General features: G+C 46.0%; 16 protein-coding genes. 4 read left to right on the top strand and 12 right to left on the bottom strand.

What is annotated here, in order from left to right:
- Window position 1: 1 nt before the first annotated feature.
- A complete protein-coding gene (locus FN815_RS05335) occupies window positions 2-1,954 on the bottom strand; it encodes a BamA/OMP85 family outer membrane protein (protein ID WP_142453579.1) in 1,953 nt (650 codons plus the stop codon).
- A 72-nt stretch (window positions 1,955-2,026) separates the two neighbouring features.
- On the opposite strand from FN815_RS05335, the gene FN815_RS05340 reads away from it, so the two are divergent.
- The 3 genes from FN815_RS05340 (at window position 2,027) to FN815_RS05350 (ending at window position 4,909) form a co-directional block, all read left to right on the top strand.
- Complete coding sequence (locus FN815_RS05340) at window positions 2,027-3,322, top strand: M14 family metallopeptidase (RefSeq protein WP_246075157.1); 1,296 nt, start codon at window positions 2,027-2,029, stop codon at window positions 3,320-3,322.
- A gap of 46 nt (window positions 3,323-3,368) precedes the next feature.
- Window positions 3,369-3,827 carry a hypothetical protein gene (locus FN815_RS05345; RefSeq protein ID WP_142453580.1) on the top strand — a complete coding sequence of 153 codons (459 nt, stop codon included), beginning with the start codon at window positions 3,369-3,371 and terminating at the stop codon, window positions 3,825-3,827.
- Between the two features lie 119 nt (window positions 3,828-3,946).
- On the top strand, window positions 3,947-4,909 hold the full coding sequence (locus tag FN815_RS05350) for a cation diffusion facilitator family transporter (RefSeq protein WP_142453581.1): 963 nt from the start codon (window positions 3,947-3,949) through the stop codon (window positions 4,907-4,909).
- A 319-nt stretch (window positions 4,910-5,228) separates the two neighbouring features.
- Here the strand turns inward: FN815_RS05350 and FN815_RS05355 are convergent, their stop codons facing one another.
- From FN815_RS05355 to FN815_RS05395, 9 genes are all read right to left on the bottom strand, one after another.
- Complete coding sequence (locus FN815_RS05355; protein ID WP_142453582.1) at window positions 5,229-6,596, bottom strand: aspartate kinase; 1,368 nt, start codon at window positions 6,594-6,596, stop codon at window positions 5,229-5,231.
- Window positions 6,597-7,319: 723 nt separating this feature from the next.
- On the bottom strand, window positions 7,320-7,859 hold the full coding sequence (locus FN815_RS05360; protein WP_142453583.1) for a DUF305 domain-containing protein: 540 nt from the start codon (window positions 7,857-7,859) through the stop codon (window positions 7,320-7,322).
- A 109-nt stretch (window positions 7,860-7,968) separates the two neighbouring features.
- Window positions 7,969-9,195 (bottom strand): outer membrane protein assembly factor BamB family protein, encoded by a 1,227-nt coding sequence (locus FN815_RS05365; RefSeq protein ID WP_185957175.1) that lies wholly within the window; start codon window positions 9,193-9,195, stop codon window positions 7,969-7,971.
- Between the two features lie 195 nt (window positions 9,196-9,390).
- Window positions 9,391-9,753: a hypothetical protein gene (locus FN815_RS05370; RefSeq protein ID WP_142453585.1), complete on the bottom strand. Its 363-nt coding sequence runs from the start codon at window positions 9,751-9,753 to the stop codon at window positions 9,391-9,393.
- A 116-nt stretch (window positions 9,754-9,869) separates the two neighbouring features.
- Window positions 9,870-10,406 carry a hypothetical protein gene (locus FN815_RS05375; protein WP_142453586.1) on the bottom strand — a complete coding sequence of 179 codons (537 nt, stop codon included), beginning with the start codon at window positions 10,404-10,406 and terminating at the stop codon, window positions 9,870-9,872.
- A gap of 221 nt (window positions 10,407-10,627) precedes the next feature.
- Complete coding sequence (locus FN815_RS05380) at window positions 10,628-11,656, bottom strand: serine hydrolase domain-containing protein (protein WP_142453587.1); 1,029 nt, start codon at window positions 11,654-11,656, stop codon at window positions 10,628-10,630.
- A 238-nt stretch (window positions 11,657-11,894) separates the two neighbouring features.
- Window positions 11,895-13,643, bottom strand: coding sequence for a RagB/SusD family nutrient uptake outer membrane protein (locus FN815_RS05385; RefSeq protein WP_142453588.1), 1,749 nt, complete (start codon window positions 13,641-13,643; stop codon window positions 11,895-11,897).
- Between the two features lie 75 nt (window positions 13,644-13,718).
- On the bottom strand, window positions 13,719-16,772 hold the full coding sequence (locus FN815_RS05390) for a SusC/RagA family TonB-linked outer membrane protein (protein ID WP_142453589.1): 3,054 nt from the start codon (window positions 16,770-16,772) through the stop codon (window positions 13,719-13,721).
- A 338-nt stretch (window positions 16,773-17,110) separates the two neighbouring features.
- The gene (locus FN815_RS05395; RefSeq protein ID WP_221930248.1) at window positions 17,111-18,571 is read right to left on the bottom strand and encodes a CehA/McbA family metallohydrolase domain-containing protein; all 1,461 of its coding nucleotides are present in this window, start codon (window positions 18,569-18,571) and stop codon (window positions 17,111-17,113) included.
- A 347-nt stretch (window positions 18,572-18,918) separates the two neighbouring features.
- On the opposite strand from FN815_RS05395, the gene FN815_RS05400 reads away from it, so the two are divergent.
- Window positions 18,919-20,127: a BaiN/RdsA family NAD(P)/FAD-dependent oxidoreductase gene (locus FN815_RS05400; RefSeq protein WP_142453591.1), complete on the top strand. Its 1,209-nt coding sequence runs from the start codon at window positions 18,919-18,921 to the stop codon at window positions 20,125-20,127.
- A gap of 745 nt (window positions 20,128-20,872) precedes the next feature.
- On the opposite strand, the gene FN815_RS05405 is transcribed toward FN815_RS05400, so the two are convergent.
- Entirely contained in the window at window positions 20,873-21,088 is a 216-nt protein-coding gene (locus tag FN815_RS05405) for a hypothetical protein (RefSeq protein ID WP_142453592.1), read from the bottom strand.
- A gap of 174 nt (window positions 21,089-21,262) precedes the next feature.
- Complete coding sequence (locus FN815_RS05410; RefSeq protein WP_142453593.1) at window positions 21,263-23,365, bottom strand: amino acid permease; 2,103 nt, start codon at window positions 23,363-23,365, stop codon at window positions 21,263-21,265.
- Between the last annotated feature and the right edge of the window lie 101 nt (window positions 23,366-23,466).

A 23,466-nucleotide genomic window follows, 5' to 3' on the forward strand; every position in this document is an offset into this window, starting at 1 on the left:
TCTAAAATGCCTGCCCAATACTAAAATGAAGCCCCCAGCGCGCCCAGCGACCGCCATAATCCTGCCCCTGGTAAATTTGCAGATCCTGATCGGTGGGATTGAGTTTATAAGCTATATCCACCCGTATAGGCCCAATAGGCGATTGGTAACGAATGCCTCCCCCCAAACCGTATTGTATAGGAACCGTGCCAATATCTTCAAAATCACGCCAAACTTGCCCCCCATCCAAAAAAGTGGCAAAACCCAATCCTTTTATAAGCTCGTTTAGCCGGAACCGGAATTCCGCGTTGAAATTAAACGATGCACGCCCTCCCACCGGCACGTACATATCAAACCGGTCCTGCTCGTCAAAGGTGGGGCGTTTGGGACCTAATTCATTTCGATTCCAGCCCCGAACCGTGTTGGTTCCACCGCTATAAATGCGCACATCAGAGGGCAACGAATCCTGAGCCGAATAATAAATACCGGATAAATCGATCCGTTTGGCAAACGTAATATCGTCGGTGAGCGGAGTAAACTTGCGTACTTCAATCCCGGTTTTTTGGAAACTGAAAGAAGACTCGCCAAAAATTCCCGACAAATCATAAAAGGGTTGCACCGACCAACCCCTGCTTCCACGCCGCAAGTTGTGAGTATAGTAAGCGTTCAGGCTCAAGCTTGAAATATTGTAGGAGCGGATGCTATCGGGAAGATTCTCATGTCCGCTTGATGTAGTCTCATTATTCAGGGTGTATTCATATGACACGGTTCCTGTAAAATTGGAGCTGTATTGATACACAAAACTATTGTTGAGACCTCCGCGCACAATCTCGTAGGAAGGTTCCAGTTTATGTTCGGCAAAGGGTGATATCACCAATGAGCTTTTGGTATTAAACAAATAGGGAAACAAATAGTCGCCACCCACGCGCTGCTCTACCGCTGATATATAAGCCGACAGCGTTAACCGCTCCCCCCTACCCCGAACGTTACGGTGGGTCCAGTTGGCCTGCCCGCGAAACAAGCGGTAGCTGTCTTCGAAACTGTTGATGCGGGAAAAATTAGCCAACCCTCCCCGAAGCTGTATAGACCGCAATGGAGCTTCACGAACGCGAATCTGCAAATTCAGCGAGGTATCCTGTGGCTGATCGGGAATAGAGACCAAGGCAAAGCGTAACATATGATGGCTAAACACCTCACGCTGTGCTTCCCGCAATTTATTTTCACTAAAAAGCTCGCCGGATTCTATCCCTGTTTCCCGGGCTATGTACCGGTCGGCCATCTCTTTGTTGCCTTCAATCTTAACGGTATCAAAACGGGCACGCGGGCCGGGCCGGCTAATCAGCGTTACATCCGCTGTTTTTGAAACAGTATCAACATTTGCCTTCACCTCGCTTTCTGCATAGGCATACCCAAGGTTTCGCAACGCTCCGCGCAAATTCCCTTCTACTTCTGATTGAAGAATGGTCTCATAACGGCGTCCCTCGCGATAGGGCAGGCGCCGAAAAATCTTGCTAAACTCCTTGTCGCTATAAATAATGGTACTATCCTGCGGCCCAGATTGCACTTCAAAGTCCACCCGATCAATGATAATGGGCGTGTTTTCTATGATTTCGAATACAATTTCTTTTTTCCATTCCTTATTGAGCTCCTCAATCCGATAACTAACTTTAACGTCGTTAAAGCCCCTGCGTTGGTAAAAACGCTTGATGCGAATCACATCCCGCCGAATCTCATTCTCATTCAAGCGCATCCCTACTTTTTTCCAAAATATCAGTTTTTTTAAAGGAGGAGGTGGCTGGTTTGATATCACATCTTTTATCACAAGGCCTTCAAAGGTTCTATTGCCCTCAATGCTTATGCTCCATACCCGGGCAGATTCAGGCATAGGTTGGGCCTTTGCGTTTAAACCGCAGGCAAAAACGAGCAGGGTCGTCCATAGCGCAAAAAGTACGTGTTGAAAATTAGTAGTAGCCAAGTGTGCGTATTATATTATCCGGGCAGTTAGTATAAACGAATGTAAGCGTCCAAGAAACCGGTTTTTTAACCAATGCGATATCCCTTATTCATCATGTTTAACAAGTATTCTTGTATTCTCCTTATTTCTTTTTTGATGATATCCTGCTCGGGCAGTAAAGAGTTCAGCGGGTTTTCCTACGACCCGCCGGATGTCACCAACACTACAGACAAGGAGATTGAAAAGCAACCGGCAAGAGTAATTGGTTCCGGGGAACCGCGCATCTGGGCCAGTAACGATTTTGCCGGTGCCCGCCTTAATGATTTTTACATGCGGCCGGACTCTGTGTTCCAACTGATTATTGAACCGGAAAATGCGCCGATCAACAACAGTCCCTGGTTTGCTTTTAAACTCTGGAGCGACAGTGCACGAACGGCCAACATTGAGTTAAAGTATAACGAAGGCCGCCATCGCTACATTCCCAAAGTGTTTTCCCGGATCGACGGGCAGTGGGAGCTCACCGATCGCCTGCGGGTGCATTATGATTCTACCGACGGCTCCGCCTTGATGAAAGTGCACCTTACGACCGAGCCCAAGCTGATCGCTGCCCAGCCGCTGTACACCTTCCAAAACCTGGAACAAACACTGCAAGAACGGGGCATTTTGGGAAAGTCATTCACCCACAAAAATACGGCAGGCATGAGTAAGGAAGGCCGCCCCATCCTTCAGCTGGATATCACCGAAGTACCTGAAAGCCAAACAGCGCCGGTACTGGCTATTGTGGGGCGGCAGCACCCGCCTGAAGTAACCGGATACCTGGCTTCCCTGATTTTCCTGGAAGAACTGACTTCCGACAGTGAACTGGCCCAACGCTTTCGTCAAACTTTCGTGATCAAAGCCTTCCCGATGCTTAATCCCGACGGGGCCGATATGGGACACTGGCGCCATAACGCCGGCGGGGTGGATTTAAATCGCGACTGGCAAAACTTCAATCAACCTGAAACACAGGCGGTGCGCGATGCTTTAACGCCCCTTAAGGAAGATCCAAAACGCCAGATGTTTTATGCCATTGACTTCCATTCAACCAATGAAAACATTTTTTACCCCATAAATGAGGAAGTGGAAACCTCCCCGGATAACATCACCCAAAAATGGATTGATTTAATTGTAGAAGAAAATGAAGATTTTGTACTAACCGTGGAGCCTTTTGATACTTCCTCTCCCATTGCCAAAAACTGGTTTTATCATACTTTTGGAATTGATGCTCTGACCTATGAGGTAAATGACCGCATCCCGGATGAGAAACTGGGTGAAGTCTCACGTTCAGCCGCACGCCAGCTTATGCAACTGCTATTGGAAGAATGGGAGCAAATGCCGGTTGACAACTAAGGCCAGCTTTTTATATTACGTCAAAATCAACCAGCCAACTTTTGCTATGAAGGGTTCCCAAATTCTGCAAGAAGGCATCACCAATTGGAAACTACGCCTGGTTCTCAGTGCCCTGCTGTGCCTGATGGGCCTGGGAGCGTTGATCAGTATGGTGCTGGGACTTTTTGTGGAACTGTCGGTAATGGACAAATCCATTGTGGGTATTGCCATTTTTATGGTGGGTACCCCGGTGTACCTTATTTCCAGCAAGTTGGGTAATATTGACCAGTACACAATTGCCGGGTTCTTGAATGAGGAACTGCAAGAAGTAGAGGGAGATGCCGAAGTGTTGGTAAAAAGTGAAAGCGAGCTAAACGAAGACGAGATATCCCGCCGGAAGCAACTGGAAGCTTTTTTTGATGAACATCCGCTCCATACTTTCCTTCCAGACAAACCGGTAAAACAAGCCTGGATACTTTTTACGCTGTCTTTTATCGGAAGCGTTGCCGTTTGGTTTATCAGCTGATATTTATTTGCAATCCTGTACATATCAATCAAAATGAAGCATGTTTTTGATTGCACGGATTGGCATCTTAAATCAGCGAAAGAACCAACCATATCTTTATATAATACATTACAGAAACTATGAGTGATCATAATCACGGCCATCACCACCATCATCATGTAGATGTGGATGACTCCTCTATCTGGAAGTTGTGGGTTTCCATCTTTTTAAACCTGATGATTACGATAGCGGAGCTGGTGGGTGGCATTATCTCAAACAGCCTCGCCCTCTTATCTGATGCCGTGCATAACCTGAACGACACCATGTCGCTGGGCATCACTCTTATAGCTAAAAAGATTTCCAAACGCGGAGCCAATCCTTCCAAAACCTTTGGCTATAAGCGAGCCGAAATCATCGGTGCCTTCATCAACCTTATTACCCTTGTGATTGTTGCTTTGTTTCTGATTAAAGAAGGCGTTGAGCGTTTCTTCGATCCCCAGCCCATCGACGGCTACACCATGTTTTGGGTGGCGATTGTGGGGCTCATCGGTAATTTTGTTACTGCTGCCTTGCTCTGGAAAAACTCCAAAAACGACATCAGCATGCGCAGTGCCTTCATCCACATACTTTCGGATGGGCTCTCTTCGGTTGGAGTGATTATCGGCGGCTGGCTGATCCTGGAGTATGAGCTGTACATTGTGGACACCATCCTTACCGTCATCATTGGCGTCTATATTTTGTGGCATTCATACTATATGCTCCGCGAAACCATCAATATTTTGATGGAATCGAAGCCGGCCGACATTGACCTAGATCAATTGACTGAGGCGATGCATACCGTTGATAAAGTCCATGGCGTACATCACGTGCATGTTTGGCGGCTGGATGAAACAAGCACCCTGCTGGAGAGCCATGTGTTGATTGATAAAGAGGATATCAACGAGATGGAAGCGATCAAATCAAAGTTAAAAACGTTGCTAAAAGAGCAGTTTGGCATCAACCACAGCACCCTGGAGTTTGAGTTTGAACCCTGTAGATCCCCTTCTCATCAGGTAGGATCCGGTCATGCACATGAGGAGCATGAACACGATCACGCACCTTGAAAGCTGTGATATTTATGATAAGGATGATGAACGGTGATTGGAGATGAATAACCCAATCTCCAGTGAAAGTGCAGAGGTTTGATTGGGGACTGAAAATCCACGTCTTTCCAACATCCCGGTCATCCATCCCTCCCGAGCAATTCGGGATCAGGACGATGGTCCTTACATTGAGCGGAGCTTCTTCAACCAATTTCCTGAACGATATTTCCAGTAGTTCAAGCGCTGTTGCTAATGGTTGCTTGGTAAGCATTTTTTGGCTGAGGTTCTTCAGCGGTAACTCCCGCTGCGTAACGATGTACTGAGAAGCTCTGACTTCCTCTCACCCCGTAAATATGGCTTGATGAATAGCTTTGGAGGCCTCTACGGTTTCCCCTTCATCCACCACAAAATTGACAATACGCTTTTCTTTGGTGAAGGAAATCATATCCACCTTGGTATTACCCAGTGCTGAGAAAATTCGGCCGGATAGCCCATCCATCTTGTCGATAGTACAACCGATAACACTGATCAAGCCTTTACCTCGTTCTACCGATACATGTCCTATTTCAATAAATTCTTTAGATAGCTGATCCAAGACTTCGGTATCAGACAACGCAATGGTAACAGAGGCTTCGGTGGTATTCACCGCATCCACCGCCAGCTGGTGGTCTTTGAGGCTGCTAAACACTTTGGTCAGAAAAGAATAGCCCATGAGCGTTTCGTAGGCGCTTACGGTGAGGATCGCCATCTCTGTTTTAAAAGATAGCGCCAGCACTTCCCGGTTATGATCGGAACTGCGCACGATGCGCGTGCCTTCTGCTTCAGGCTCAAACATATTTTTCACCCACACGGGGATGTTCCGTTCCTGCGCCGGTTTCAGCGTGGATGGATGGAGGACTTTGGCACCAAAGTAGGCCATTTCTGTAGCATCATAGTAACTGAGCTCCAACAGGGGTTGAGCGTCAGGGATGTAACGGGGATCGCCGGTGTACACGCCGCTTACATCGGTCCAGATTTCGATGGCCGTAGCACTCATCGCCCCACCAATCAGGCTGGCGGTATAATCAGAACCTTCAAACCCTAAAGTAGTCACTGTCTTGTCGGGCGCCTCTCCGTAAAAGCCGCCAATAATGGGTGTAAAGCCACTTTCCAGTACCGTTTCCAGCGAACCGCATTTTTGGTTGATAAGCAGCCGGTTTGGGTTCGCCCGGCCGTATTCCGCATCGGTTTTGATGATCTTACGGGCTTCGATGTGCTGCGTGAGAATCCCCAGCACCAACCCACATTGTGCCAACAGGTAGGATGAAATTTGTTCGCCCATGCTGGCAATGGCATCACTCATTTGGGGAGATAAAGTTCCGGCTTTCTGAGTGTAGGCCAACAGTTTGTTGAGCTTGCCGATTTTGGCTTCCGTGTTTTTGCGGCAGCTATCGAGAATCAGTGTTTTTTTCTCGCTGGGATTTTCTTCCAGGAAATCTTCAACAATCTTATTGTGGCGGACTTTTATCTCATCGGCAATCTCCAGCGCTTCCTCCAGCTTATCTTGGGCTGCCAGTTTTCCGGCTCGCACCAGCTGACGCGTAGTGCGCGCCGTAGCCGAAACCACCACAATAGGATGTTCATATTTCTTGATGATTTCCAGTACCTGTTTCCAGGTTTTATGGTCGGCCATGGATGTGCCGCCAAACTTCAGCACGTATATCTGCATAAATAAAAATTAGGGATCTCCTGAAAGGTGAAGCTGGAAAATAAGGGGAATTTTCGCCTATTCCATGGAGGATTACAAATAGGCAGACCAGCTTTCAAACCGACTGGTATTGAGATCTGGTTGTCTTTAGGTATATCCTGTATACTATTTCTGCCCAATTTTCGATGACTATATTAGGCCTCTGAACAATCCGGGCGAAAATTTTTTAATGGCCTTGCTTTTTTGTTCTACCAACATGTTACTCCTGACGGAGCAAGACAAACACCACATAGGTGTACATTATTGACAGAAAAATGATCAGTCATATCTTATTAGAAAAACCTCAACCCGTAATGACCAAAAAGAGTGTATAGAGGTTGGTATCAGTCTCTCAATGGTTGAGTGAATCATCTTCACTGAAGAAGTTGACTACGGCATACTAACACTCACTTGAAACAGATAAATAACGGGTGTAAACTTTTTGGCTCCATTTGTATGCTTTAACTGCCAGTATAAAAAGCAGTGAAACTCCCGCTATAAAACCTATTTTATAACTCAGCGTTTCACCAGAAAGCAAAGCCGCAGAAAGATGATTGAGCAGGATATCGTAGATCTTAACTAAACCCAAAATGATCAAAGATGTGATAAAAACCTGTCTCATAGCACTTAGTTAAAGTTTTTCGACATTTACTAAAAAATATAAAACAGACACTATTATATCCAACCGGCTTACTTTCAGTGCTGTTATTCCGGAGTTGGAGCAAACTTCGGTACTGGTCTTGCCTCTGCTTCTGCTTCTGTTTTAGCCAGCCCATTTGCTCTGATATCCTGTATCAGCCATTCCATCTCTTTGATTTCCTTTCGTTGAGCCTTGAGAATTTCCTTCGCAAGCTTTTGTACGCGGGGATCTTCAATGTTGGCACGTTCGCTGGTAAGTATGGCGATGGAATGGTGCGGTATCATGCCTTCCATATAATCGGTATCACTAACCGTTGACTGACTGCGCACCAGCCAAACTGAGGACAGCAATAACAACCCGGCCCCCACAAAAACTGCTATGTTGGCCATTTTATTCTTGTACATGTGCAACATAAAACCCAGCATTACGATCATCATCGAACCGCCCATAATCAAAGTCATAAACAGGCGTGTTTCGCTAAACCAGGCATGATCCAGTATTTGATATGAATGCACATACATTAGTATAAACATTGCTAACATCGAAGTAGCAATCATTGCAAAAAATCTTCCGTAGTTCCCTTGTTTCTCTTGTGTATCTCCCATATTTGTTTCCATTTATTATAGATTTAAGTCCAATCGTACATAGACTTATAGGCACCACAGGGGTAAGAGTTCCAAAAAACACCTGTACCAATAATTATTTCAGCGATTTTTAATGAAGGAGTTTAACAGCATAGAACATGCTGTCGGTACTTCCAAAATAAATAACTCCCTCCTCAATCACGGGTGTAGACAAAATGGAACCCATATCCTGAATCTGCTCTTCGCTTTGAATCGTAGCTTCAAGAGTATTCCCATAAATCACAAAATCATCCCGAAACTCATCTTCATCATCATAAACCGTGTGATAGTTTGCTTTACTGCCGTCTGTTTGAAAGGACCATTCTACAGAGCCATTTTCCCGATTTACACCATACAGGTATCCATTAAAACATCCGAAATACACTCTGTCATCATCAAAAACAGCCGACCCGTATACCCGCATGTTTAAAGGTATTTCCCATTCTTTTCGGCCACTTTGCGCATCAAACCGATAAAAAAGATGAGAGTCTGACGTGCCTACAAACACGCCGCCATTTTTCACTGCAGGCGTGGCTATGATCCAACCGCCCGGATCTCTGAAATTCCAAAGTCCTTTACCGTTAGCTGGGTTTAGGGCATAGAGATTGTAATCGCGGCTACCAAAGATGAGTGCATCTTCCGTCAGGACAGGTGCCCGCTGAACGGCACCTTTGGGAAAGTAACGGGCCCCGATGGTATCAAACTCCCAGGCGAGCGTACCATTAGTTTTCCTCAGAGCATACAACTTCCCGTCCATGCTTCCGGCGTACACCAGGGAATCACCGATTACGGGAGTGGCATGCACTTCGCCAGAAGTAGCGTATTTCCATTTCAGGGTGCCATCTGTGGCGTTCAGTGCATAGACATGCCCATCACTACTGCCAAAATAGATGGTGTTACCATCCTGGCTTGCCCCGGATAAATAGTAATCCCAGATGTCTACGTAGGTTGAAGAGCCAGTTCCCCGCTCCATGCGATGTTCTCCTCCGGTGGAAAACGTCCAGCGGACTTCACCGTTTGTCTTATCAATGGCGTAAAAAATGCCATTTCCGTTTAACTGGTATAAAAGTTTGCCACCAATCAGCGGTTTGGATGCCCACCGGCCATTGGTGTTAAATTTCCAAATTGTATCGCCGCTTTCTATATCCAACGCGTATAAACTACCGGCCGTAGTGCCTACATACACCTTCCCGTCCTCAATGGCAGCGGAGCCGATTATTTTGCCATCGCTTTTGAATTTCCATTCAGCTGACTGAGTTGCTTGCTGTGCTGAAAGTGTAATTGGAATGAAAAACAGGATAGTCAGTAGATATCTCATGGAGCATGTTTTAATGAGTTCTTTCATCTGCATTTTGTGCACGAAAACATCGGAAACCTTTGTGCAGAAAATGCTTACAGAGGCGAGAGTACCCATTAAATATGAAGTGCATAAGAATCACGGACCAAAAGCTTAACTACTCCAAACTTTAGTCCACGTACCGATTGCTCATTTTGATCAGAAAGCTTATCCCGGTTAACGCTTTACGGTAAAACTTTTCACCTCCTCATCAGCTTTCGGAGCATCGCCTTTCCAATACATAACTATGATTTTATCACCGGATTTGGAGCTTCCGGTTTGCGACCAGGAAATTGCTGTATTGGATTTGGGTAACAATTGGTTTTGCTCACTTGAACGCAACACATAATTAGCTCTTGCCGCAAGCTCGCTTTCAATGGCAAAATAATAAACCGTATCGCTTGAGAAGTTGATCAGGCTAAGCTGTTCGGTTTCCACTTTAGCTTTTACGAAGTCATCATTATCCTGAAAAAGGTTTCCCACACAACTGGTACTAATCAAACCAACGGTAATTATTAAGAATAGAAAAATTGCTCTCATATTGACCTCTCTTTTTTGAATTGAGTTTTAAGATAGCATTTGCGGTGGAATAGTCAAGTTAGTACGGAATATGACAACATCTTCTAAATGAAAAGATTAGAATAAAAACCTGCCAATCAATATCCCCTTTTGCAACGGGGAGATATACAAGCCTTTTCTTCACTTTCGTCAGCCTTAACATCCACATCATCACTAAAATAAAAATACCGGCTTCTATTAATCAGGCCACCCACCGTAAAACCTAAGCCAAGGGTACCGTACATCATACCTTCAATTGTTTTGCCTAATGCGGCTCCAAAAGATTCTTCGTGATTAGATTGCTTTTGAGCAAAAATACCTGCCGTGACCAGCCCAAGCCCTGCAACCAATGCTACTTTATTCACTTGATACGTGTTTTTCAGATAACTGACGTCGCTTAAAGAAAGAACCTGCATACTATCGGTACCATAGTAAATGGAGTCGGAGCTAACTCGTACACCTTTAGCCCGAAAGGAAGAGTCCGCCTCCTGCTTAAAGATCAACATTGTCTTGCCCTGCATCTTTTCATTCAGCATCTGAATGCTTTCCTCCTTTTCAGGATTGATGAATGTTTTGGAAGCTCTGCAGCTGTACAGACTAAAAACACAAAGTATTAACAGTAGTTTTTGTAGCATGGCTTATGCCCCTTTTCTCTATGACATTATAAAATTCTACCCGCGTTTAGCTTCTCTTGTTGTTAGACTCTACATCTAAACGGATGAATCTAAAATCTAAACATCAGTACCTAAACTATAAGGAAAATCAAACAGATAAGCTTAGTTTAATTCCTCTTCTTTTTCGAGTGATTGGAAAATTATGAAGCTAACAGTTCTTGAAATTGAGTAAGTACTGTCTTCTACCTCTTCAATATTTTGATGATCCGAGAGTAAGAAATCTCCGACAAAGGCCAGGTATACCCTTCAAAATCGACCGTATTCACAAATTGTATCACTACGGTATCCAGATCTTTGTGATATTTGGCAATGCTTTGGTAGCCGGGAATCAACCCCGTGTGTTCATATTTGTATAGCTCTGAATAGGTTTCCTGCTCTCCTCTTTCAAACAGAGAGCCATCGTTCAGAGCCCGTAAAAATATCCCCACATCTTCCGCTGTTGCAATCATGGAACCATAATCCACGGTCTTGATATCTTCTTCAACGCCTACATAATAACCACTCATCAGCCTATCCATATTCACCTCAGTAATCGAGGCAAAAGTATTATTAAGCCCAAGAGGATCCAGCACTTCCTCTTTCAGGTATTGATGCTTGCCGTGCCCCGTCACTTTTTTGATGAGTTCGGAAATCAATAAGTAATTGGTGTTGGAATATTCGTAGTCCTCGCCGGGCGCAAAATTAGCCGGCAAATCCAGTATGCGTTCAAGTGTTTCCTGACTGTTTTTGGGTGGATGTGTCCAAAAGTTTGGTGTATCAGTAAAATTGGGGATGCCGCTTCGGTGCTGCACCATCATCTTCAGGGTAATTTTGTCGGCGTTTTCAATCCTTCCCGCAAATTCCGGAAAGTAATCGGCCAGCGTTTTGTCCAGGGATAACCGCCCCTCATGCACCAGCTTGGTAACTGCCACCACATCATACAACTTGCTGATACTGGCAATCTTGAATAAGGCGTGCGGATCGGCCGGAATCTTGTTTTTGCGATCATGCCAGCCAGCTGCATAAAATGCGGGAGGCTGTCCTGCTTCATCCACATATACAATCATTCCATCGAAGCCATAATCCATCGTCTGATCCACCTGCTCCTGAACCGTGTTGGGTAAGGGCAATATCCAGGCCCAGACCACTATCCATGGTACAAAGTATAGAGAGATGATGGTCCCTACAGCTAATACTATTCTGAGAATTCGTTTGGTTTGTTTCTTTGTCATCCTTTGGGGCGGGCAAGTGATAGGTATTCCGGGTTTAACCGGCAGGTACAATCATATCAGAAAAATTTAAGCGACAGATTAAGGAATCAGGGCTTGAGGAGCAAGGAAATGGAAAGGGTTTTAAAACGGACCTTAAACGTATTATCTAATTGATACACCCCATATGGCAAACATAAAAAAGGCTATCTGAAATATACGTTCAGACAGCCTTCATGCTACCGGTAAAAATCTGATTTAATTAATAGCCTGCGTTTTGCAAAAGATAGCCTTCCTCATTGGAAGCCCCGTCAATAGCACTTTGCGGGATTGGGAACAGTCTCTTGTTGACATCGCTGTCGGTTTTCTCCGTCCAGCTATCTTCATATTTACCAAAACGGATTTGGTCGGTTCTTCTAAGGCCTTCCCAGTATAGCTCAAAACCACGCTCCCGGAATAATACATCCAGGTCAATGTTGGTTAAGGCCGGAGGCACCTGATCGGCCCGGGCATTTCTTGAGGCTCTCAGGGCATTGACATCCGCTAAAGCCCCAGCCTCATCTCCGTTTCTAAGTTTAGCTTCCGCACGCATCAGGTACACATCTCCCAACCGTAGAAGTACAATATCCACGCTGCTGAAATTGTTGCAATCATCCGAGGTACGGCTACACTGATACTTGGAGAAACGGTAGCCAGTATTATGCAATCGTCCCTCATTGGAGAAATCAATTTCCAGGGTATGATCCACATATTGGGTTTCACCCTGCCCTCTTGTGCGGGTATTGATCACGGGATAAATCCGAACTCCTCCGCCTTCACAGGTCAGGAAGTTGCCATCTTCTCCTTTTCTTGGACCCCAGATGTTTCCACGAAGAAAACCTTTGTCAATTTCAAACTCTACGGCTTCTACACAAAAGTAATGGTCTTCGTCATTTGCAGGAGTAACTCCGGTCAAGTCCTGTAAGTTTTCAGGGACTTCGGTTTCCTCTTTATAGAAACGGGCATCAGCTTCAGCCCCGTCAATACTGCCATACGCGTCGGCCCAGGTTAGTATAAAGTCCGAGGTAGCCGCCGCACCATCCGTTCCATCAGCACTTGGCCATTCGGGTCTGGGATGCAAATCACCCGATAGCGACCAGTACGCCCAGCGGTTATGCTCGTTATTCAGTACTCCTCTCTGATCAATGGCAAAGATCAGTTCCGGATTGCTGTTGTTATCATCCTTAAAAAGATCAAAATACTCTGCAGAAAGTGCATACTGACCTGAGTTTATAATGTCATCGGTGAGTTCAATCACGGCATTCATATCTTCGGTTGTAAAATCAGGAGTGCCATACGGGTCCCGGTAAACCGCTGCATTCAGATGCAATCGCGCCAGCATACCCTGAACGGCTCCCTGCGTAAAGCGTCCCGGTCCTTTATCCGTGTTTATAACATCAACCACAGACTCCAGCTCGCTTTGGATGTAATCAATAGCTTCCTGTCTTCGTAGTATTCGTGAAGTCGCATCGGTTGATTCTTTATCGAATACCACGCCCCAGCTATCCAACGCCAGCATATTCAGGTAAGCTCTCAGGGCTATCATTTCATGGAGCGCTTCGGTGGCCTCCTGATCACCGTCCTCAGAAAGAGGTTTGAGTACTTCAATGGCGGCTACTGTTCTGGAAATATTGCGGGTTACTTCGTTCCACGCATCGGTAATCAGGTCGTTGCTTGGGGTCATTAAATGCTGATGTACGGCGATGAATTTGCCCCCGTCAAACCAGTCGGACCCTCCCCGGTAGGGTAGAATAGCTTCATCGGAAGCCAACTCCTGCAAGCCAAAGTAATTGGTATGCCTCCAGGTCCAGGCCAGTTGTCCATAGGCTGGAGCTATAGCCCCGGTTACAGTTTCCGCTTGTCCGGCGCCGGTCAGGGATTCATCCAGCACTTGTTCATCCAGAACATCACATCCTGCAAAGGATAGGATAAATACGACAGTAATCAGTGTGATTAAAGATCTGTTTTTCATTGTTCAATGAGTTTAATTTTTTGAAATAGTTTGTTGGTCCATATCTGTTTACTCCTTCTGGGAGCAATCAGATTATCAGAAGGTTAGGTTCAGCCCTATTTGAAAGGTTCGCACCGATGGATAGGTAAAACGATCGATTCCGAAAGTCTGAATACCGTCAATAGTGCTTCCTGTGTTAACTTCCGGATCGTAACCCGAATAGTTTGTGAGTGTGAACAGGTTTTGCCCCGTCAGCTTCAGCTGTATGTTGCGAAACACCCCTTCTGCCCCTATCAAACCTGGACGCAGGTTGTAGGATAAGGTGGCACTGTTCAGCCGCAAATAATCAGCATCTTCGAGATACCGGGTAGACACGGTATTGGAGTTGGTATTGGCTTCATCGGGATATTCAACGGCAAAATCAGTGGTATTAAAGCTGGATGCGAGGTTCCCTTTGTTGAAAATGGACATCGCGGTGTGGTTATAGATTTTATGCCCGGCAGCACCATTGAAGTTTAGTGCCAGACCAAGATTTTTATAATCCATATTCACCTGAATTCCATAGAGCAAGTTTGGCAATGCGCTGCCTACTACCCGGCGATCATTTTCCAGTACCGCACCATCGTTATTGGTATCTACAAACTGATTCAGTCCGTCTTCACCAATTCCGTCAAATTCCAGCATATAAAAGGCACCAATAGGTTCTCCGTTGATGTAGCCGTTGATGGTGGCTCCTGTCTGTCCGGCCCCCTGTGCTGCTCCGGTTGTTAACACGGAATAGGGTGAGTTCACCACTTCGTTGTTAATCGTAGAAACGTTCCCGCCAATGCTGTACTGAAAGGTTTTTGAGGGAGAACTTCGATATTCCAGGGTTAATTCTATACCCGAATTCTGGATTTCCATATCCGGGATATTCGTCCAGAAGGTGGAGGTGGGCTGAACCGGATCGGCAGGTACTACTTCAAGTAAAATATTATCCGATACTTTGTTGTAATAGTCTATGGAGCCAACCAGTCGGGTTTCGAACAGTTCGAAGTCGATTCCTACATCTGTTTGTGTGGACACTTCCCACTGGATGTCCGGATTTGCCAGACGGGTAAATATGATTCCGTATGGATACTGATCCAGGTTGTTATCGTCCGGGCTAAGCGGATAGGTGTTATTCCCGCCCCTGCTTTCGCTGTAGCTCAGTTTTGTGATTTTACTTGGGATATCCTGGTTCCCAGTCTGACCCCAGCTGGCTCGTACTTTCAGGTTATCAATAAAGGAACTGTTGAAAAAGTCTTCTTCAGAAATATTCCAACCCATGGCAAAGGATGGGAAATACCCATACTGATTGTTGCCCCCAAACTTGGAAGAGCCATCGGCCCGTATGGTGGCCGTGAGCAGGTACTTGCTGTCAAAGCTGTAATTAACCCGGCCAAAGAACGATTGAATCTTGTTGATTTCAGCCGCAGCAAACCGATCAGTTGGCGTGATTTGCGTACTGGTCTGATCCTGGTAGCGGGGCTCAATGCCGTTATCACTGAAACCTTCCATATTGGTGGTGCTGGTTTCATAGAAGAACTCTTGGTAAGAATGGCCGGCAAGCAGGTTTATAGCATGCACATCCTTATCAAACATATAAGTAAGGGTGTTTTCAACCAGCTTGTTGGTGTTCTTGGTGTTAATATTGGCCAGCGAGCCATTTTCGAAACCTTCCAGCAATGAGAAGGGTGATGTTTGTACATCCCTGTTGGTCACGGAATAATCTACCCCCAAATTGAGCTTATAAAATAACCCGTCTGTAATCTCAAAAGTGGGAGCTACATTCGCCAGAATGCGGTTATTGACAGCTTCATCTAAATAGATATCGTATCGCTGAACGGGATTCAGCATTTCGTCCAATAGTGTGGGAGAGCCGTTGGTATACACCGGGATGGTGGGATTGAGTTGCAGCATATCCACCACCATGGCGGTGTTATTAGGACGCAGGTTTTCGGTGCGCACAGCATTAATTTGATAATCCACCCGCAGTCGGTCGTTCAAAGCAGACTGGTTCATATTCAGCCGGCCGGAATAACGATTCAGGTTGTTCTCTTTGAGAATGCCTTCCTGGTTTTGTACACCCAGAGAAGAGAAATAATTAAACTGTTCGGAAGCAGCGCCACTCATTGAAAAGTTAATATCCTGTGACAAACCTGTTCGGGTTAGCTCATCCTGCCAGTTGGTATTAGCCCCAAAATCGTTCAGGATACCGTCTACATTTTGAACCTGATTGCGAAACTCATCGGCACTAAATACATCAATTTTGTTGGCCATGCTCGACCAACCGGCAGAAGCAGAAAGGCTCATTCGGGTGTCGCCTTCAGCTCCCTCTTTGGTGGTAATAACCACTACGCCATTGGATGCCCGCGCTCCGTACATCGCTGTTGCAGAGGCATCTTTTAATACTTCGATGCTTTCGATGTCATTGGGATTTATAAAGTTCAACGGGTTCGTGGCCACTCCGATGGAAGAGTTATTCAACAAAAACCCATCAATCACATAAAGCGGAGTAGTACCTGAACGCAGACTTCCCACACCCCGGATAATTACATCCTGTGCAGCCCCGGGCTCTCCGCTGGCATTAGTCACATTCACCCCGGAAACTACTCCCTGTAACAACTGACCAGGATTGGTCACCACCCCCTGATTAAATTCTTCGGTGGAAGCAGAAGAAATAGAACCCGTTAAATCGGATTTTCTCTGCACTCCGTATGCCACTACCACGAATTCATCGAGCAATGCACTTTCGGCTTGCATTTCAATTTGGTAATCATCCTGTTGGCCGCTTAGCTCTACTTCGGTTCTGACATAACCTAAATAGGTTAAAACCAACATGTCAGCATCGTCGGGAACGTTTAAACGGAATGTACCATCGCTACCGCTAGCCGTACCAATGGAAGGATTGCCGGCCACTACGATGTTTACCCCAATCAGTGGTTCCCCGGATTCTGCATCCACCACCGTTCCGGTTATGGTTCTGTCAACGGCCTGAGTGGTTTCTGTTGCTGAATAACCCAATAAATTATTGGGTACAAGTACCTGGGAAAAAAGCACCTGTACAAGAAATGCGTAAAGAAGCTTTTTCGAAAATAGCTTCGAATATTTTTGTAGATTTAAGTCCATCGATCGAAATCTTAAATTTTTAAGGTTTTGATTTAAACCCTTTCCTGTTGCAGCAGGGAAGGGTTTTTTATGAGATAAATAGGATGCCTATATCATGTCCTTTTGCTATTTAGTATGGTTTTGAAGAGATCATCCTTATTGAGAGTTAAATGATAGAATGATTATCCCTTTGTATTGTTAAGGGTTTGTTATTTAAAGTTTAAATTAACCTGAATTCGAAATAAGGAAGTGGCATCTATAATAGTCCGGTTGTCATATCGGGGCATACTAATCCCCAAACGCACCCCGTGAACCCGGCAGCTATTTTTTTGTAGCCAAGAGGATCAGTCAATAATTTGTTATTGATCTACTTCAATAAAAACAGGGTTGGAATAAAACCAAAGTTCAGCCCATGGATCTTCACCCGCAGGATCTTCCTCAGGTTCCAGCTCCTCACTGTTGGTGCCCCGTATCCGGATATAGTTTGAGGTATTCAGTTCCGCCAGAGTATACCGGATCACCCGGAAGTCCCCATCTACTTCCCAATCCGCTTCTGTAAAGCGCTCAATGACTTCCGTAGTGGGATTGGTATCGGAATCCCGGTCTGTCACTGGCCCGTAAATCTCTCCCATTATCAGGTCTACCCGGCTCACCTCGGGATTATCTCCCCAGGTGTTGGTACTGTCCGGATCTTTAAAACGGATCGTAATTTCGATGTCATCGCCCCGCTCCACATGCATGGATCCACCGATATCTGCAGAGTGGTGCCCTCCTTCTGCGGTGAGATATAGTTCTGAGATCAGATCGCCCAAAGTAACAAAAACCCGTCCGCTGCGGATGCCATCCAGAATATCCTCGTGCGACTTCTCTGCATACACATATGTTTTAGAATATTCACCCGGCCAGAAATCAGAGCCACCTTCTTTCCAATGTACGTGTGAATCCGAGTTTGCGGTAATCCACCAGCGCCGGCCTTCACCCAGCATCGAATCCCAGAAACCACCCAATTTGGCCGTCATTTGATCAAACCCGCCCATCGTTGGAAAACGGCCATAACCGCCCCTTGGGCGCTCCCGAAAACTGCTATCGGCACTAATGGTTGCAGCCTGATGTCCCGGTGCTCCCGCCATACCCACGGCAATTTCAGGCGCCTTGTCGTTCCAATTTCGAAATTCCGCAGGATCATATAACCCATATTCCCGGAACCCTGTGGCCGAGCGTGAGGGATGATTGGCAATCACCACCGGTTTGGTTTCGAGCGTCTTCATGTAATCCAGGGCCTCCAGCATCCGTGGCTCGGTATCCCAGGTGCTGTCGCTTGGGAAGGGTTCTCTTTTGTTAAACTGAGACTCAATGTCATGCAAATGTTCAGATTCATCATGGGTATGAGGGATGATCAGGCTGGAATGGTCTGCGCCGGGCGTATCAAATTCCATCCCGTAAAACTGTATCACTTCAGGGACTGCCTTCCGGGAAGACAGTAATTCCGGGTACGCCATTTCCAGGTTCACTTTACTGTGATTGGGACCTCCGTGATCGGTGGAAACCATCCAGGATAACCCATACCGTTTAGCCATCAGGGCATTCATGGGAATTGGGTAAATAGCATCTCCGCCAATGATGGGAGCCGGCGGAGTTGAGTCCCGCTCCCATCCCACACTGTAGCGGGAGTGAATGTGATGGTCACCCGCCAGCCACTGCCGTCCGGAATCCGATACTTTTTGAGTGTTTGAGGAAGGTTCACATCCCAGGAATCCTAAAAAAATAAAAGAGATTAGCAGGTTTAAAACAGTCGGTTTGAAAATGAGCCTTAGTGTCATAATGATGAGGGGAATAAGTAAAATTAGCATTCAATCCCGTACATGTTGTATCGCCGCTTTTGGACGATGGAAGAAGTTGTTACAGCAGCGCTCATGCACAGGCCTTAGAGTGATTCAGAAAATAGATTGCTAATATGCGGGCTTTGCGGAGTGAATGAAAGCCGCGGGAGTTAAGAGATGGTTAAGTGATGGTTAAGAAAAACTGTTTAGATTCGCTAAAGCTATGGACCCAATTTGCGAGATGCGGGTGGCGCAATTCAACATCCCGGGATCGTTTATTGTTTTACAGCTGCTCTGATTTCTCCCCAAAGAAGTCTCTATAAACCCCTATCTTGATCTTCAAAAATATGCAAGTTGCTGTCATCGGCGGAGGAGCCGCCGGTTTTTTTAGTGCCATATCCGCCAAAAAGCATCACCCCGATGCCAAGGTCACCATCTACGAGAAATCAAAGAAGCTGCTATCCAAAGTTCGCATTTCCGGTGGCGGGCGCTGTAATGTAACCCATCATTGTTTTGACGTCCGTGAACTGGTCAAGTTTTACCCCCGGGGTGAACGTCCTCTGAAGAAAGCCTTCGGGCAGTTTTCGCCCACCGATACGGTGCAATGGTTTCAGTCGCGCGGGGTAGAGCTGAAAACAGAAGACGACGGCCGCATCTTTCCCGTCACTGACGATTCGGAAACTATCATCAACTGCCTGATGCAGGAAACCCGCAAGCTGGGCATTGGCATTAAAACAGGCGTTAATGTACAGGCATTACGACCCGTCGATAGTGGTATTGAGCTGGATCTTCGCAAGGGTGGTCGCATAGTAGCAGACAAAGTAGTGGTAGCAACCGGCGGGAGTCCCCGCGCCTCCGGCCTCGACTGGCTTCGAGAGCTGGGACATGAAATCAAAGAACCTGTGCCCTCTTTGTTTACCTTCAACATGCCAAACGAGTCTATTAAGGACATGATGGGTGTGGCGGCCGAGCCGGTAGCTGCCAAAATCATGGGATCCAACCTAAAAAGTACCGGACCGTTATTGATCACCCACTGGGGCATGAGCGGACCTGCCATCCTGAAGCTCTCCGCCTTTGGGGCCCGTGAACTCCATGAGAAGGATTACAATTTCCAGGCGCTCATCAATTGGACCGGTGATCGTCCTGAGCAAGAAATACGTCAGATTTTTAAAGATGTGGTCGCAGAATCAGGCCTGAAGAAAATTCGGAATGTAAATCCTTTTGGACTTCCGGGACGGTTATGGGAATTCCTGATTGGCAAACTGGAGCTGGGCGACAATATGATTTGGCAAAATATGGGCAAAAAGAACATTAACCGGCTGGTGCACCTGATCACCAACGATACGTACCAGGTGGAAGGCAAAACAACTTTCAAAGAAGAGTTTGTCACTTGTGGGGGCATTAGTCTGCGGGACGTGGATATGAAAACCATGGAGAGCCGAAAAACGCCTGGTCTATATTTTGCCGGCGAGGTCCTGGATATCGATGGGGTCACCGGTGGGTTCAACTTCCAGGCCGCGTGGACCACGGGTTATATTGCCGGTAAGCTGGAATGATGTGTATTTGTGATCGCGGGGATGTCATCCAGAGGCTACCGACGAAGGAACCTGCCTTTTACAAAGCGCCAGATCTCTTATTTTCAGTATGAAATCGTTAGCACCTTAAACGTTAATATAACTGGTGAAGCGTTGACAAACTACAAGCCCAAATCTTCGACCTCACCAAACCTCTCCTTCTCAAGGAGAGGCTTTCACACATACCAAAACTAACGCTTAGCAAACTTGATTGTACTTATTATAATCTTTGGGAGTCCTCCTCCTTGCGAGGTAGGAGAAAGAGGAGGTCAAGAATGTAGAACTAAACCACCCTGCACTAAAAGTGCAGGGGTTTGGTTGGAGACTGAAAGTCCCAGTCTCCCCACCACCCCGGTCATCCAGAGGGTACCCCCGATGGACCTTGCATTTTGCGGAGCATCTTTAACCAATTTCCTATACAATATTTCCTGTGGCTTATGCGCTGTTGCCATTGGTTGGTTGGCAACCATTTTCTGGCTAAGGTTCTTCAGCGGTAGCTTCAGAATGACGGATTGAAATAAGTCCTTTCTAAAAACCCTACTTCGCGCTTTTGCTTTTCCGATAAGTGCTGAAATGCAATCCTAAAAAGGCCACAGCTGCAACCATGAGCAGATAAGCCACCCAATCCGATACATATACAAAACGATCAACCAAAAGCGTGGCCGAACTTATCCCGAGTGATAACCCCAAAAACAGATTGGTTCTTGTATTCATTATGGCCGCCATATCAGTGAGCTCTAACCAATTTTCTCAGAAATAGAATTTTATTCTTCTGGCGCTTTTTAAACTTTTGGTAGTTCTTTTCAGGAATTATGCCAGGCACCATAAAGACTATTGAAAGCCCGAATAGCAAACCCCGAATAAACTCTGGCATGGCAAATAAATGCCCAAATGTTGTATTAACGGCAAATAGCAGCAGTGCTATCTTTAGTTCTGTTCTCATATCGGTTTCCCTTTTAACCCAAATTTTTTGTTCAGTCGCAAACAACAAGCTTTATAGATAGCACTATGAAATGAAGGGTTTGTGAAGCACTATGGAATTACCCAAAAAAAGAAAAAGCCACAATGTGTCAGCTTGAATGCACATTGTGGCTTAGCTATTTTTAAATAGAAAGGCTTATTTATTCAACAGTTTTTTTAGCTCGTTGATGTCTTCCACTTCGCCAATAATAGACAGCTCGTCACCTTCTTGCAGCACCGTAATACCATGAGGAATCTTAATCTTACCGTTGCGACGAATGATGGTGATCAGGCTTTGACCCGGCAGTGATACTTCCTTAATCATCTTACCGATATACTGCTGGGTGCTGTCATCAGGAGTCAGGGTGATGCGGATAAAACGTTCATCCCTAAGCAGAATCTCCCGAATTTCCTCCTCGTTAGCCGCTTTACACCAGCGTTCAAGGAAGGAGCCTGAACCGACCATTTCGGCGATATGGGCTAAAATGCGCAGGTGTTGGCCGGAATTATCCCGCGAACTCACAAAGAAGATAATGGAGTGCAGCTTTTCATCTTCCTCTCCATCACTTTTCTCTATTTTATCTTGGCTATAGCCATCGCGAATCCGCACCAGTACCAGCTCCGGAGAAATCTTTCCGTTAATTCGGGCATGATTCAGAGCTACCCCATCAGCAATGGGAATGGCCGTATTTTCATCATCCTGTGTAAACAGTTCAATAAGTTTTTCTGTGTCATGTCCCAGTTTATCCGATAACCTTTCCGAGGCTTGCTCTATAATCGTTGAGTAGCTGACATTTGAATCATACTCCAGCACATCAGCCCGGGATACCAGCTCTTCGTATGGGTCTTCCTGGCGTAATCCTTTTTCGCGAAGGATGTTTCTCATCTCCCCTTCCAGTCCCTGGTCTTTATGTTCTCCAAGACGGGCATGCACGTGGTAAATAGCTCCCTGCCTTTCTACCTTATCTTCCGCATAATACTTGTACCATACAATAGCTGCTATAGACACCACCAGAGTGAATATGATGGATAAAATTCCCATCTCAAAAATCAGGATGATGGACAAGATGATGCCCGTAATCTGAATCCATGGATACCAGGGCGATTTGAAGCCGGGGTCGTATTCTTCAATCCTGCTTTCGCGCATCACAATCACCGCAAGGTTTAGCAAACCAAATAACAGCAACTGAAATGCACTCGCCAATTTTGCCACTTCTGCCACATTAAAAGCCAAAAGAAAGAAAATCATCAGAGCAACAGTACCCAATACGGACCAGTGAGGCGTTCCCAATTTGCCAACGTTGGCGAAACGGTTATTGATGAGCTTGTCTCGCGCCATGGCCATAGGATAACGGGAAGCCGACATAATTCCGGCATTTCCGGTAGAAGCAAAAGCGGCTACAGCTGCTATCACAACCAGTATCAGTCCGCCCGGTTCGGGCAGCCAATTCAGAAACTCTTCGCCGGCCGTTGCTACAGGGGTCAGATCTTCCCTGAAAGCTGCAGGGTCAAGCAACGCAACCATAATATACACGCCTACCACATACACGGTAACAGCGGTTGCGATCGCCAAAAACATCCCCAGCGGAATATTTCGGTCCGGATCTTTTACCTCTTCGGCAATACTGGCCACCTTGGTCAGCCCGGCGTACGATACAAACACCATCCCCACGGTAGCGAAAAAGCCAAAAATACCCTCCGTAAAAAACGGAGTAAACTGGGTTTGTGTAACATTCACGATATCCAAAGAAAACACTTTAAACACGCCCTGAATGATGTAAAAGAACATGATGGTAACCAGTGCAGCTACCAACACTTTTTGGAGAAAAGTAGTCTCTTTAGCCCCCACTATATTCAAAACTCCAAATACAACGGTAAGGAATATGGCTACATATAATATATCCACTTCGTAGAAAATGGAAATATAGGCCCCCATTCCTATCAAAGCAAATGCACTTTTTAAGATGAGTGCCAACCAGGAGCCAAAGCCGCCAATAGTTCCAAACATGGGGCCCAGGCTGCGATCAATGATATAGTATGTACCACCTGAACGCGGCAGGGCTGTTGCCAGCTCGGCCACGCTAAACATGGTGGGTAACACGATAATACCTGAAACCAGGTAGGCCAATACCACAGAGGGGCCAGTCTCAGCCGCTGCCAATCCTGGCAGCAGGAAGAAACCGGAACTAAACATAGCCCCGGTTGCAATGGCATATACATCCGAAAGACCTAATTCTTTAGCTAATTTTTTATGCTTCATGTAAGATAGTAGTACTTCTGAATTATTTGCACGTTATGAAAAACGCGGTTCGACCTTAGGCTTATTAATCTAACTGGCAACAGGCCTTTATGTTAAGCAAT

It is taken from the genome of Gracilimonas mengyeensis (assembly GCF_900182705.1).
Taxonomy (GTDB): Bacteria; Bacteroidota; Rhodothermia; order Balneolales; family Balneolaceae; genus Gracilimonas; species Gracilimonas mengyeensis.